The organism is Deinococcus wulumuqiensis R12, assembly GCF_011067105.1.
GTDB classification, from domain to species: Bacteria; Deinococcota; Deinococci; order Deinococcales; family Deinococcaceae; genus Deinococcus; species Deinococcus wulumuqiensis.
In genome coordinates this window covers 1010633-1023561 of the sequence record NZ_CP049357.1, presented here as the reverse complement: position 1 = coordinate 1023561, position 12929 = coordinate 1010633, and the positions used below count along the sequence as shown (strand labels likewise).

Annotated in this window: 14 protein-coding genes; all 14 read left to right on the top strand. The window is 65.8% G+C overall.

What is annotated here, in order from left to right:
- The first annotated feature begins 35 nt into the window (after positions 1-35).
- Positions 36-458: a hypothetical protein gene (locus tag G6R31_RS05130; protein WP_017869223.1), complete on the top strand. Its 423-nt coding sequence runs from the start codon at positions 36-38 to the stop codon at positions 456-458.
- On the top strand, positions 455-922 hold the full coding sequence (locus G6R31_RS05125) for a hypothetical protein (RefSeq protein ID WP_017869222.1): 468 nt from the start codon (positions 455-457) through the stop codon (positions 920-922). The genes G6R31_RS05130 and G6R31_RS05125 overlap by 4 nt, the downstream gene beginning before the upstream one ends.
- Positions 919-1638, top strand: coding sequence for a 3'-5' exonuclease (locus G6R31_RS05120; RefSeq protein ID WP_017869221.1), 720 nt, complete (start codon positions 919-921; stop codon positions 1636-1638). Before G6R31_RS05125 ends, G6R31_RS05120 begins: the two co-directional genes overlap by 4 nt.
- Complete coding sequence (locus G6R31_RS05115) at positions 1635-2006, top strand: helix-turn-helix domain-containing protein (protein ID WP_017869220.1); 372 nt, start codon at positions 1635-1637, stop codon at positions 2004-2006. The genes G6R31_RS05120 and G6R31_RS05115 overlap by 4 nt, the downstream gene beginning before the upstream one ends.
- The gene (locus G6R31_RS05110; RefSeq protein ID WP_017869219.1) at positions 2003-2767 is read left to right on the top strand and encodes a hypothetical protein; all 765 of its coding nucleotides are present in this window, start codon (positions 2003-2005) and stop codon (positions 2765-2767) included. Before G6R31_RS05115 ends, G6R31_RS05110 begins: the two co-directional genes overlap by 4 nt.
- Complete coding sequence (locus G6R31_RS05105) at positions 2754-3062, top strand: hypothetical protein (RefSeq protein WP_017869218.1); 309 nt, start codon at positions 2754-2756, stop codon at positions 3060-3062. The genes G6R31_RS05110 and G6R31_RS05105 overlap by 14 nt, the downstream gene beginning before the upstream one ends.
- Before the next feature lie 5 nt (positions 3063-3067).
- Positions 3068-3517, top strand: coding sequence for a PDDEXK family nuclease (locus tag G6R31_RS05100; protein WP_017869217.1), 450 nt, complete (start codon positions 3068-3070; stop codon positions 3515-3517).
- Positions 3514-3876 (top strand): hypothetical protein, encoded by a 363-nt coding sequence (locus G6R31_RS05095; protein ID WP_017869216.1) that lies wholly within the window; start codon positions 3514-3516, stop codon positions 3874-3876. Before G6R31_RS05100 ends, G6R31_RS05095 begins: the two co-directional genes overlap by 4 nt.
- Positions 3873-5354, top strand: a complete 1482-nt coding sequence (locus G6R31_RS05090) for a hypothetical protein (protein WP_017869215.1) — start codon at positions 3873-3875, stop codon at positions 5352-5354. Before G6R31_RS05095 ends, G6R31_RS05090 begins: the two co-directional genes overlap by 4 nt.
- Positions 5355-5612: 258 nt before the next feature.
- Positions 5613-9092 (top strand): class I SAM-dependent DNA methyltransferase, encoded by a 3480-nt coding sequence (locus G6R31_RS05085; protein ID WP_025566563.1) that lies wholly within the window; start codon positions 5613-5615, stop codon positions 9090-9092.
- A 150-nt stretch (positions 9093-9242) separates the two neighbouring features.
- Positions 9243-9881, top strand: coding sequence for a phospholipase A2 (locus tag G6R31_RS05080; protein ID WP_026138660.1), 639 nt, complete (start codon positions 9243-9245; stop codon positions 9879-9881).
- Between the two features lie 545 nt (positions 9882-10426).
- A complete protein-coding gene (locus G6R31_RS05075; protein WP_025566561.1) occupies positions 10427-11284 on the top strand; it encodes a ParB N-terminal domain-containing protein in 858 nt (285 codons plus the stop codon).
- Positions 11281-12015, top strand: a complete 735-nt coding sequence (locus G6R31_RS05070; protein WP_200858951.1) for a hypothetical protein — start codon at positions 11281-11283, stop codon at positions 12013-12015. The genes G6R31_RS05075 and G6R31_RS05070 overlap by 4 nt, the downstream gene beginning before the upstream one ends.
- Entirely contained in the window at positions 12015-12803 is a 789-nt protein-coding gene (locus G6R31_RS05065; protein WP_017869211.1) for a phosphoadenosine phosphosulfate reductase domain-containing protein, read from the top strand. Before G6R31_RS05070 ends, G6R31_RS05065 begins: the two co-directional genes overlap by 1 nt.
- Positions 12804-12929: the final 126 nt, after the last annotated feature.

The following is a 12929-nucleotide window of genomic DNA, read 5'->3' as shown; positions in this document are numbered from 1 at the left end:
CCCGCGCTGGCCCCCGTTTCCCAAAGAAGTGCGCCATGAAAGAGACCATGACCGTGAAGCTGGACGCCCTCAAGCACGAATACGACAGGGACGGCTACCCCTTCACCACGCTGCACCTCGAACTGCCCAGCGGCACCGACCTGAAGTTTCTCCAGAAGGCCCACCGCCTGGCCCGGAAGGACGATGGCCGCCAGGAAATCACCTTCAAGCTGAAGGTCTACAGCGACGGCGACCGCCGGACGTGGAAACTGACCAGCAAGGGCAGCAAGACCAAAGATTTCAAGGTGGTGGCGGTGATGGAGCGGCAGTTCGACGCCAGCGACCGCGCCGAGCTGCTGTTCAACCCCGCTGACCCGCGCACGGTGGAACTGGTGTTCGAGGTGGAGATCGTCGAGCCTGAGCGCCCGCTGTTCCCGCCCCAGGACGACGACAAGGACGAGAAGCGGGTGAGCGCATGAGCCTCACCGACTTCCTCTCGCTGTCCCGCCCCTGGACGGCAGCCGTGGAGCGGCACGGCAAGCGCGTGGAGAACCGCCCACGCTGGCTGCCGCATCCGCACCTTGTCCGGCAGGCCGAGCGCCGCGTCGGGCAGGACATCGCCCTGCACAGCAGCGGCAGCTACAGCGTGGACGACGCCCGGTACGTCGAAAGCGCCACCGGCGTCTGGTACGCCCGGCGCGACGTGCCGGACAAGGCCCTGACCAGTGTCGTGAAGATCACCGGCCTGCTGTTCCCCGGCGACGAATGCCCGGCAGGACAGGAGGCGTGGTACTTCGGCGGCTTCGCCCTGGTGCTGGGCGACGTGCGGGTATTGCTCACCCCGGTGGACATGCCCGGCGACCTCGGCTTCAAGAAAATCCCTCAGCCCCAACTCTCTGACGTTCTGGCGCAGCTCGACGCGCTGAAAGGCGGCCACCGATGACCCGACCCGACGATATTGCCCTCGACCAGGAAGCCCTCGCCCTCCCCACGCCCGAGCAGCAGGCCCAGGCCGTGATCGACCGCTTCCTCGACTGGGCGACTGACCCCCGCCTCGCCGTGCTGGACACCGAGACGACGGGCCTTGGCCCCGGTGAGCAGGTCATCGAAATCGGCATGGTGGACCTTGAGGGGCGCCCGCTGATGAACCAGCGCGTCCGGCCCACCTTCCCGGTGCCTGCCGGGGCAACGGCCATTCACGGCATCACCAACGAGGACCTGAAGGACTGCCCGACCTTCGATCAGGTGTGGCCGCGCCTCTGGAAACTGCTGCAAACCCACCGCGTGGTCGTCTACAACGGCGCCTTCGACTTCAACCGCATCGCGGACAGCCTGAACGCGGCCCTGCCGGGGTGGTACCAGGGCGACGGCGGCCCCAGCGAGCTGCTCCAGGCCTGGAACGCCCTGATTCCCCCCATGCAGCGTGACGGCTGCGTCATGGAGGCCTACGCCCCGCTGCACGGCGAGTGGAACGCGTGGCACGGCTCCTACCGCTGGGCACGGCTCTCTGCCGCCTGCGCCGAGCGCGGCGTGGACACCAGCGACCTGAAAGCCCACAGCGCCCTCGACGACGCTCGCGCCACGCTGCGGCTGATTCGGGCGGCCGCGCAGCTCACGCCGGAGCAGTTGCCCTGGATCGGGCGCGAGGACGAGGCGTGAGCGGGCAACCCGAGTTCGGGCGGATTCTGCGGCAGACCCGGCAAGCCGCAGGGCTGAAGCTCTACGACGTGGCTGAGGTGCTGAAGGTCCACCACACCTACCTCAGCCGCATAGAAACCGGGCAGGAGCGGCCCCCGAGCAACCGCGTGATCTCCCTGCTGGCCGACCTGTACGGCGTGGACCGTGACGCCCTGTTCGTGGCCGCTGGCCGCCTGCCGCCCGAGCTGTACGAGATGGCGGCGACGGCGCAGGGCGTGCAGCTCCTCCGGGCCTTTCAGGAGTTCCAGCGAAGCGATGACCCAGCCCCGCTTTCGGCCCAGCAGCGGGCGGAGAACGTGCGCCTGAGCCAGCAACTGGAGCGGCCATGACCGCCCAGCACGTCCTGCAACTCCTCGCCCCCGAGGAAAAAGCACGGCTGACCGAACTGGAGGAGCAGGTCATGGTCGGCGCGTCGGCGGCAGTCCTGGCAGGCCGGGCGCTGACCGAAATTCGTGACAGCCGCCTGTACCGCGAAAGCCACGACAGCTTCCAGACCTACGCCGAGCAGCGCTTCGGCATGAGCCGCCAGCGGGCCTACCAGCTGATCGACTACGCGGCGACCGCAGGCGAGTTCGAGCAGCGCGGCCTGCAGCTTCCCCCCGAGCGCATCACCCGCGCCCTGGGGGGTGTGGTGCCCGACGACTACGCCCTGGTCCTCGACGTGACGCGGGGCGTGACCGGCAAGGACCGGCCCAGCAGCGCCGACGTGCAGGCCACCGCCGAGGTGGTGCGTGACCTCGTCGCCGGAGCGCACATCGAGCACCCGGACACGCAGCAGCCGGTGCCGCTCAGCCAGATTCCCCCGGAGCGCCGCGTCGAGGCCGTGAGCAAGGCAGTGCAGCGCGGCGCGGCGGACCGGCGCACTTACCAGGGGACCGACGACGTGAAGCCCCTCGACTGGCTTTCGGGCTTTCAGCAGATGGGGCTGAGCGGGTCGGTTCACTTCGACGCCGCCGGCTACTGGGTCGAGCTGACCGACAGCGACACCGGCGAGATGAGGCAAGGGCCGAAGGGCAAGACCTTCTGGGACGCGATTCGCGCCGCGCGGGTGGCGTGGGAAGGCGAGGTGAGGACTGATGACCAGGAATGACCGCCGCAAGGCCGCCCAGACCATCAGCAGCCTGGGCGCCGTCGTGAGCCTGAGCGAACTCGAGGAGCGGGCCGAGGTGCTGCTTCCGTTTGGCGACGACGGCAAGGTGCTGCGCGGCATGTACCGGGGCATGGGCGTACGGGCCGCTGAGGAGATGGAGGTCGGCCACCTGCTGCGCCGCCACACCTACGTTCGGCGCAGCGTGGTGACCCTGCGGCCCTGGTGGCGCTGGTGGCTCAACACGCGGGCGGTGCGCCTGCTGGCCTTCGACGCGGTGGAGGTGCAGCCCGATTGACCCGCATGTCCGAGAGCGAGCTGCGTGAGTACCGCCGCCGCCACCCCCACCTCTTTCCCGAGCCGCCTGCTCCCGCCCCGGCCCCCGCGCCGTCGGCGGGCTTGCCCGCTTCGGCCACCAACGGCTACGCCAGCGAAGCCGACTTTCAGGACGCCGTCGTCCGCGCCCTCGTCGAGCGGGGCTGGACGGTCTGGCAGATGTACCGAGGCTCACAGCGCGGCGGGAGCGTGTGGGCCACCAAAGGGATTCCTGACCTCTTCGCCTTCCGCGCCCCCGGCCTGCTGCTGTGGCTGGAACTCAAGCAGCCGGGCAACAGGCCCAGTCCCGCCCAACTCGAACGCCACGAGGAACTGCGCCGCGCCGGGCTGCCGATCACGGTGGCCTGGACGCTCGAGCAGGTGCTCCTGGCCGCCCGCGCCCTTTCCCTTCTTGTCCCAGACGAGGTTTCCCCATGACACAGCGCCCCGACATCTACCGCCTGCTCAGTGCCTTTTCCGGTGAACCTCGCAGCCCGTATGACGCCCTGCGCGCCTCCGGCCTGTGGTGGGGCGAGGACAGCGAGTCTTTGCCGCCGGAGCTGCGCGCCCTGCTGCGGCAACTGAGCACCGAGGGGCGCGTCCGCTGGGTGGAGTGGAAGCAAGGCGAGGTCGTGTTGCGACAGGGGTACGTCCTGACCGGCTGCGGGGAAGCGGCGCTCGACGTGTATCTCGCCGCCTACGGCCCGGTGCGGCCCCGGCTGGCCGAAGTCGCCCTGGAGAACAGACGGGCCGACCTGCTGTCCACGCTGCACGCCCGCCTGGAGGCTCTGGCATGACCGGCTGGAAAGAACAGCTTCAGCGCGAGTTCGCCCTGCTGGAAAAGGAAGAGGCGCTCAGGGGCTACAAGAAAAAGAAGGTCATTCCCGGCGGGCTGCTGGCGCTGACGGCGGGCGACGCGGCCTACTTCGTCCCCGGCAAGGTGAAGACGGCGGGCTACGGCCAGCGCGTCAAGGTGGTGCAGACGGCAAAGGCGGACGCTCTCAATCCCACGGCCCGCGTCGAGTTCCCCGATGGCACGCAGCGCCGCGTGCCGCTGCGCCAGTTGCGCCACGCCCTCCCGAACGCCGAACCCGCCTACCTGCTCGACGCCCGGTCCCGCCCGGCCTGGAAGCGGCTGGTGCAGGTGCTGCTGACGCCGACCGACGACCACCACGCCGAAGCCCTGAGCGACTGGCGACGGGGCGGGCAGGTGGGACCAGCCCCCTGTCCGGTCCTGATCACCACCGACGACGCCACCCACCGCGCCCGGCAACTGGCGGGCATGGTGGCCCCGGCAGGCGCGGCGAAGGCGGACAAATCGGAGATGGCCCGGACCATCCTGGCGGCGGCGGGGGTGGAAGCCGTGCGGAAGGTGGCCGAGCTGCCGGGCCGGGGCGGGAAAGGCCAGCCGGTCCGCGAAAAGCTGCCCGAGCCGACGCGCACCCTCAGCCCGCGTGCCCTGGAGCAGGAGCGCCGGGCGCTGATCAACAACGTCGCCAAGTGCATTCACCGCCGGTACTTTCTCTCGGACAAGGAACTGGCCGAGCTGACCGAACAGGAACGCGAGCGCCAGGGCATCCACCGCGTGCTGCGGCAGATCATCGGCCTCGGGGAAAAGCAGGTGGGCAGCGGCGGGCCGGTCGGCGGTGATCACCGCAAGGGTAGCGCCCTGCACGGTGAGGTCGAGTCGAACCTCACGGCGGCCTACCAGAAGGGGCTGGAAGTCGCGCGGCTGCTGGCTGGGGGAAAAGCGGACCTGGCCCTGGCGCTGGCCGACGAGGTGCAGGCCCACCGGGCGGCGGCGATGGCGGCCGAGGCCCTGCTGGAGAAGGCGAGGCGCAAGCACCACACCGGGCGCTTCTTTCACGGGGACATCCTCAGCGTGCGCGAGCTGCCGGGCGACGGGACGATGATTCAGCATTACACCCGCCTGACCATCGTCTACGCCGCCGACGGGCACACGGTGACGGTGGCAAACGCGGCAGAACTGGAAAGCTTGACCGGGCTCAAGGTGGGGGCGAGTGGCTGGGCGGCGCTGTGCCGCTGGATTGAAGACCAGAGTGAACGGATGGACGGGCGCAAGCAGGGCCGACGCCAGGACGACGACGAGCACCCGATTTACCGGAATGATCGGGGAACGCTCTGTCTCCGGGCAGGCCTGGGCGACGGGCTGGTGCTGGCGCTGGAGTGCGTGGCGCAGTCGCTGGTGCGGAGTGACGTTCTGCCGGAAGAGATTGGAGGGCATCCGGCGGCGGGGGTGCACGGAGGAAGGTAGGCTCCCACCGCCGAAGAAACGGTGTAGTTCTGCCTCTGCATTCGAAAAAGGTCTTTTTCCGGAGGAGGTGAACTTCCGCACTACTCTCGTCTCTTGCCCGTTCTCACCACTGCGCCCTGACCAAGCTTCTATTCTCGCTCTACCGAAACTAAACCTCCGTGTGTGGGGTTGCTCCTGGTGGAGGCACTTTTAAGAAATTTGACCGCCTAGGCGGCGACTTCTTGTTGTGCCCAAATTATTAGGAGCTGCCCTTTTGCCTTGCCCAAATCATCTTTTACCCCTGAAGAATTTGTAGCTCGCTGGTCGCCTTCGGGCGGTGGCGAGCGGGCCAACTACGTCAGCTTCCTGGCGGAGCTGTGTGACCTCATTGAAGTGCCACGTCCCGATGTCACGACCGCAGCAGGCAACGGCAGTTACGTCTTCGAGCGCGAGGTCAGGGAAGTGTTCACGGACGGCAAGAGCACGTCGCGCTTCATTGACCTCTACCGCCAGGGTTCGTTCGTCATGGAAACCAAGCAGGGCGTCGAGAAAGAGGAAAAGGGCGGGAATAAAGCCAAAAAGCCCGTCAAGAAAAAGGGTCATGGGGTACGCGGCACAGCGGGCTACGACACCAGCATGGTCAAGGCCAAAGCTCAAGCGGAAGCCTATGTGCGCTTCCTCCCCGCTGAAGAAGGTCGGCCACCCTTCGTCCTCGTGGTGGACGTGGGTTACATGATTGAGGTGTATGCCGAATTCACCCGTACCGGCGGTAATTACCTCCCCTTTCCCAGTGCGCTGAACAACCGCATTCCGCTGACCGACCTCCTCAAGCCCGAAGTCCGCGAGCGCCTCCGTACCATCTGGCTGGACCCGATGAGCCTCGACCCGTCCAGGCAGGCCGCCAAAGCCACGCGGGACGTGGCCGCCAAGCTCGCCGAACTCGGCAAGAGCCTGGAGAAGACCAAGGGGGAAAACGGGCAGCCCCGCTTTACGCCTGAGCAGGTCAGCACCTTCCTGATGCGGATGATTTTCACGATGTTCGCCGAGGACATGAACCTCTTCAGCGACGACCCGCAAAAGAAGCAGGAGCCGTTCAAGGCGGCTTTGGGGAGCATCAAGAACAAGCCCGCCGCCTTCGTGCCAAGCATGACCGAACTGTGGAGCAACATGGCGAAAGGCGGGTACAGCACCTTCCTTCAGGCTCAGATTCTGCATTTCAACGGCGGGCTGTTCGAGGACGTGGAAGTGCTGCCGGTCACGGCGGAGCAGTTGGAGATGCTGATTGACGCCGCAAAGATGGACTGGAGTGAAGTGGAACCCAGCATCTTCGGCACGTTGGTCGAGCGGGCACTGAACAAAGATGAGCGTCACCGCCTGGGGGCGCACTACACGCCCCGCGCCTACGTCGAGCGGCTGGTGCGCCGGGTGGTGCTGGAGCCGCTGCGTGAGGACTGGCAGGGCGTCCAAGTCGAAGTCGAAGACGCCCTGCGCGGCGTGGAGGAAGAGGACGACGCCGAAACCCACCGCAAGGCCCGCGAGAATGCTGTGGACAAGGTGCGGGCGTTTCTCGCAGCGCTCCGTGAGGTCAAAGTGCTTGACCCAGCCTGCGGAACGGGGAACTTCCTCTACGTCAGCATGGAACTGGTCAAAGACCTGGAAGCCGAGGTTGTGGCCTTTCTGGAACGTCTAGGCGGACAGGCCGAGCTGATTGAAGTGGGGCCAGAGAACTTCCTCGGCCTGGAAGTCAACGAACGGGCTGCCAAGGTTGCCAGCCTGGTGCTCTGGATTGGCTACCTGCAACTCTACGCCCATAGCCATGCCCGGCCCGTGCCGCCCGAGCCGATTCTCAAGTCATTCAAGAACATTCGGAACACGGACGCGGTGCTGCTGTACAGCAGTACACGGGTCAATGACAAGGCGACCCGATGGGACGGCAAGACGCGCATCAAGACTCCAGACGGGCAGGACGTGCCTGACCCGGAGGCCCGCATCCCTGACATGACCTACCTCTCTACGGCGCAGGCCCCCTGGCCGTTTGCAGACTTCATCGTGGGGAACCCGCCTTTTATCGGCGCAGGGCCGATGCGCGAAACCCTGGGAGACGGGTACGTGAAGGCGCTGCGCTCGACCTACAAAATCAGCAAACTGCACCCTGGCGTGCCGGACAGTGCCGACTTCGTCATGTACTGGTGGTTCCGGGCCGCCCAACTCATGACGTTGCCCAAGCTGCGGCGTTTCGGGTTCGTGACGACCAACAGCATCAAGCAGACCTTCAACCGCCGTGTCATCGAGCAGAGCGTGGACAACAAGACCATGAGCCTGCTGTACGCCGTGCCTGACCATCCCTGGGTGGACGAGGCTGACGGGGCCGACGTGCGGATTGCCATGACCGTGGTCGGCAAGGGGTCAGCCGAAGGGGTGCTGGAGCGGGTGGTCAGTGAGAAGGTGGGTGAGTACGGGGAATTTGAAGTGGAGACCGAAGCTGTGACAGGCCGCATCAACGCTGACCTGACGGTGGGCGTGGATGTGACGAAGGCGGTGGCATTGAAGGCGATGGAAGGGCTGAGCAATCCGGGCGTCAAGTTGCACGGCAAAGGCTTCATCGTCACTCCAAAACGCGCCGCAGAGCTGGGTCTGGGCCGCATCAAGGGCTTGGAGGAACATATCCGCGAGTACCGCAATGGGCGTGACCTGAACGGCAACTCACGCGGGGCAATGGTGATTGACCTGTTCGGCCTGAGCGAAAAAGAGGTGCAGCAGAGCTTCCCCGAGATCTATCAGCACGTCAAGCTGACGGTGAAACCGGAGCGTGACCTGAACAACCGGGCGAGCTACCGCAACAACTGGTGGATTTTCGGGGAGCCGCGGAGCGACTTTCGACCTGCCCTGACTGGCCTACCCCGCTATATCGCCACGGTGGAAACCAGCAAGCACCGCACCTTTCAGTTTCTGGATAAGTCCATCCTGCCGGACAACATGCTGGTGGCCATTGCCCATGACGACGCCTACGTCCTAGGTGTATTGAGCAGCCGTATTCATGTGGTGTGGGCGTTGGCTCAGGGAAGTCGTTTGGGCGTTGGGAATGACCCGCGTTACAACAAGACCCGTTGTTTCAATACGTTTCCCTTCCCTGAAGCTACCGCTGAGCAGAAAGCTGCCATTCGCGAAAGGGCGCAGGCCCTCGACGACCACCGCAAGGCCCGGCTTGCGCTGCACGACGACCTGACGCTGACCGAGCTGTACAACGTGCTGGAGAAGCTGCGCTCGGGCGTGGCGCTGACCGATAAGGAGCGCGACGTCCACGAGCGTGGGCTGGTCGACACCTTGAAAGGCCACCATGACGAGCTGGATGCCCTAGTGGCTGACGCTTATGGCTGGCCTGCCGAGCTGGACGAGCAGACCATTCTGGGGCACCTGAGCATCCTGAACGCGGAGCGGGCGGCCGAGGAGCGTCAGGACCGGGTGCGCTACCTGCGGCCCGAGTACCAGAACCCGAACGCGACGGTGCAGGCGTTGCTGGTGGAAGCCGAAGAAGCCGCTGCTGCCGAAGCCAAGCGGCCAACCTTCCCCCGCAAGCTGGGCGAGCAGTCACGAGTGATTCGGCAAGCCCTCAGAGAAGCGGCCCGCCCTATGAACGCCGAGCAGGTGGCCCGCATCTTCCGGGGGGCCAGGACAGACCGCGTGGAAGAAGTGCTGGAAGTGCTGGTCGCGCTGGGGCAAGCGCGGGAAGGCGCAGAACACGGGGGATATGTGGCTTAAACCTCTGTCTGATACACGCGAAATCGTCATTTCTGGGGATCGTCAGATCGTGGTCAAACTCGTGGGAAGTTGATAAGCACCTGATGAAATTGGCCTACTGTTCGAACACCAAAGCGGCACAGGTTGCTCTTCCTTGGTTTGGAGGTCTGTATGTCTCATAAAGGTTTTGCTGCATTCGTTCTGGGAAGCCTCTTGCTGGCGAGCTGTGGTCAGCAGGCTACGGTCATTCCTTCGCTCACCAGCGACTACGCTTCTCGCCCTGAATTGCAAGATGCCGAGAGCCAAGCGATTCTGAGCCGATACGCGAATGATGCAGGCCTCCTGCAAGCGCTCCAGGAAGCCTACGGCGAGCGCCCCAGCGAGGTGCGTCTGCCGCAGGCCCCTGCTTTGCAAGGTCAGAGTCTCGCTGACGACCGACTGAGCTACATCAAGACAGTTGCCTGGGGAACGGTGGCCCAGTACAACACGCAGTACGCCACGTACAGCGGCACGGCGGCTCCTTACAGCGGCCTTGATTGGTCACGTGATGGTTGCAGCGCTCCTGATGGCGTCGGCCTGGGCTACCGTGAAGACTTCCGCCCCGCCTGCAACGTCCACGACTTCGGCTACCGAAACCTCAAGGTGTATCAGCGAACTGATGCCAACCGTAAAACCACCGATGAGGCCTTTTACGTCAACATGAAAAGCATCTGTGCGGCCAAGAGCTTCCTGACGCGTCCTGCTTGTTATGCAGCGGCCTATGCCTACTATCAAGGCGTGCGTATCGGTGGTGGTAGCAGCTTTCAGTAAATTCGTTACGCCGCCAAGTGCGAGTCTAGGCCAGTCCTACTTCTGGGCTTGACAATTTCCCCGCAGAAATCGCCTAATTTCAATTAACCTGCGCCGAAGTCTACCGAGCTGTTGCCCCCGCCCACGCGGGGGTGCTCGCTTTTTTGGCTCAGGATTCCCAGCCCTGGAGGTGAGGCGGATGCGCCACTGACCCCGTACCCGCCTGCCGCCGCGAAAATCACGAGTCCGGCGGCAGTTCGTCCAAACGGCTGTTCTTGCTCACAACCGGGCGTTACCTTCCAGTCATACCCACAACGTAGCCCGCCCGAGTGAAGGCGGAGGGTCCCGGCTCCACTGCGGAGCCGGTTTTTATTGCCTGGCGACAAGGCCACAGCACTGGCACACCCGCTTCTGCTGCCCTGGTTCAAGTCCAGGGGTCGCCACCACCGGGCCGCTGCGGAATCCCCGCCCCCACGATCACCTCAAGCGCCGCTGCCTTTCGGGCAAATCCCTGTGCGCGCCCCCGCATGTCTACCCCGGTAGACCGAGCGGGGGTTTGGAGTTTCATGACCCCCAAGAAGACCGCTCCGCCTGCCGCCCTCCGCATCGAGTATCTGCCGCTCGACCAGCTTTCCCGTTGGCCCGGCAACCCCAAGGCGCATGCCGACGACGCCATCGCCGCCAGCATCAGCCGCTTCGGGTTCCGTGACCCGCTCGCCATTGACGAAACGAGCGGGCGGCTCATCGCCGGGCACGGACGCCTGACCGCCCTGGAACGTGCCCACGCCGCAGGCAGCCCCGCGCCGCAGTTCGTGCAAGTCCGGGACGACGGCATGTGGCTGATTCCCGTGACCCGTGGCGGCAGCTTTGCCGACGAAGCCGAGGCCAGCGCCTACCTCGTGGCCCACAACCGCACTGGCGAGCTGGGCGGCTGGGACGACGCGTTGCTGGCTGACTTCCTGAAGCCGCTCGACGAGGAGCTGCTCAGCGCCACGGGATTTGACTTCGACGCCTTTCTGCGCGACGCGCCGAAGTTGCCGGACGTGCTTCCGTCGGCGCCCAGCGAGTTCCTGAACGACCTGATTGCGCCCGCCGCGCCAAGCGTTCCAGTGGCCGTTCCGAGCCTTGCTCCTGCTGCTGTTCAGACTGCTGTCTCTGCCACTGCCGACGTCGCTCAGCATGCCCCAGATGCTGCTGGTCCTGTCCCTGCGCCGGATGGTCAGCCCGCCGCGCCGCCGCCCCAGGCCCCGCCCGCTGAGGAACCCTACCTCCAGGTGGTCTACGTGGTCCGCAAGAGTGACCGCGACCTGGCGCTCGAGGCCATCAAGAAGGCCCGCGCGGGTTTCGGCGTCGAGACGGCCCCCGAAGCGTTCATGGCGATCATCCGCGACTACCTCGCCCGCACCGGGGAGGTGGCCGCGTGAACCCTCAGCCCATGAAAGTCCACGCCGACGATGAGAACGAAATCCACGACGTGGCGACCTTCGTAGACCCGGCGCAGAACGTGGTGACGCCCGTGCTTCAGCTTCCCGCAAACCTGTCGCTCCCGCTGGTGCAGGCCTTCGCCGCCCTCGTGCGCCGCGCCCACGTTTCGGACGCCGCCACCACGCCCGACGACGACGGCATCACCCGCGCCCAGGTCTTCGAGGAAGGCGACGTGTACATGCTGGAAAAGCCCTTCGACGGGTACTTTTCTAGCCGCTACCTGATGGACTTCTACGATGTCGAGGAACGCGGCATCTGCTCGCGGATGCACCTGCACACGGGCCTGCGCTTCGTACGGATGATGACCGGCCCCGACACCGTGATTCGGGTCGGCAGCCTCAGCCCCTTCGTGGTGACGGACATTCCTGGTGTGACCCCTTTCCAGCCCGAGCAGTTCACCGATGAGCTGCCCGACCTCCCTGAAGGCGTGCGGCGAGAGCGCTACAACCTCGTGGTTCCGCCGAACAGCTTCGTGGACATGCAGATTCCGCGCGGGGTCAGCCACCAGTTCAACGCGCTGGGGCCACACGCGGTCATCGATTCGGTGCACCCGGAAGAGAGCATCGAGACCTTCCGCGAGCGCATGAGCGGCTACCGGATGATGGCCCAGACCATCTTCCTCACCGAAGACCGCCCCGACGCCGAGAGCTGCACGCTGGAGCGCCCCTGATGGCCGCGCCTGTTCCCCGCAAGCAGATCAGCACCCAGGCCGATTGGCTGCGGGCCTGGGAGAACGCGGAGAGCCTCATGCCCGCCGCCGACCTCGACGCCCTGATCGAGCGCACCCTGGCCGAGATGCGCGGCAAGCTGACCGGGAAGCGCGTGGCCTTCGCCTGGAGCGGCGGCAAAGACTCGCTGGTGATCGAGTGGCTGTGTTCGCAGCTGGGCATCACGCAGTCGGTCTTCGCCATGACCAACCTGGAATACCCGGACTTCCTGGCCTGGGTCACCAACCACATGCCGCCTGAGCTGACGACCATCAACACGGGGCAGGACCTGGCGTGGCTGGCGAAGCACCCGAAGCTGCTCTTTCCACAAAGTGCCACAGACAACGCGCAGTGGTTCAGGGCCGTGCAGCACCGGGCGCAGCGGCAGTTTTTCCACCAGAAGGGGCTGGACGTCCTGGTGCTGGGGCGCCGTCACGCCGAGGGCAACCACTGCGGCCCAGGCGGGGTCTACACCAACCGCGAGAAGGTCACGCGCTACAGCCCGATTCGGGACTGGTCCCACGAGGCGGTCCTCGCCCTCCTGAAGCGCGAGCGCTACAGCCTGCCGCCCATCTACGGCTACCCGCGCGGCTGGCAGGTCGGCACCGGCAACTGGGCGCAGCGCCTCTACACCAAGACCCGCGAGCAGGGCTGGGACGAGACGTGGCAGATCGACCCGAACATCGTCCGGCAGGCGGCGGGCGTGCTGTCCCAGGCCCGCGAGTACATGGCGAAGAAGGGGCTGGCCTGATGTGCGGCCTCTACGGATTCCAGAGGCGGGTCGGGCGGCCTGACGCAGCGCTGCTTGCTCACCTTGCGCAGCTCGCCGGGCAGCGCGGCCCCCATGCCCACGGGCACGCGGCAGAAGGTAGGCGGC

What these genes read in the sequence shown, in the direction of transcription:
- G6R31_RS05105 (WP_017869218.1), top strand. Translation starts at nt 2,754, where the DNA reads ATGACCAGGAATGACCGCCGCAAGGCCGCCCAGACCATCAGCAGCCTG.
- G6R31_RS05065 (WP_017869211.1), top strand. Translation starts at nt 12,015, where the DNA reads ATGGCCGCGCCTGTTCCCCGCAAGCAGATCAGCACCCAGGCCGATTGG.
- G6R31_RS05075 (WP_025566561.1), top strand. Translation starts at nt 10,427, where the DNA reads ATGACCCCCAAGAAGACCGCTCCGCCTGCCGCCCTCCGCATCGAGTAT.
- G6R31_RS05095 (WP_017869216.1), top strand. Translation starts at nt 3,514, where the DNA reads ATGACACAGCGCCCCGACATCTACCGCCTGCTCAGTGCCTTTTCCGGT.
- G6R31_RS05125 (WP_017869222.1), top strand. Translation starts at nt 455, where the DNA reads ATGAGCCTCACCGACTTCCTCTCGCTGTCCCGCCCCTGGACGGCAGCC.
- G6R31_RS05100 (WP_017869217.1), top strand. Translation starts at nt 3,068, where the DNA reads ATGTCCGAGAGCGAGCTGCGTGAGTACCGCCGCCGCCACCCCCACCTC.
- G6R31_RS05080 (WP_026138660.1), top strand. Translation starts at nt 9,243, where the DNA reads ATGTCTCATAAAGGTTTTGCTGCATTCGTTCTGGGAAGCCTCTTGCTG.
- G6R31_RS05120 (WP_017869221.1), top strand. Translation starts at nt 919, where the DNA reads ATGACCCGACCCGACGATATTGCCCTCGACCAGGAAGCCCTCGCCCTC.
- G6R31_RS05090 (WP_017869215.1), top strand. Translation starts at nt 3,873, where the DNA reads ATGACCGGCTGGAAAGAACAGCTTCAGCGCGAGTTCGCCCTGCTGGAA.
- G6R31_RS05110 (WP_017869219.1), top strand. Translation starts at nt 2,003, where the DNA reads ATGACCGCCCAGCACGTCCTGCAACTCCTCGCCCCCGAGGAAAAAGCA.
- G6R31_RS05130 (WP_017869223.1), top strand. Translation starts at nt 36, where the DNA reads ATGAAAGAGACCATGACCGTGAAGCTGGACGCCCTCAAGCACGAATAC.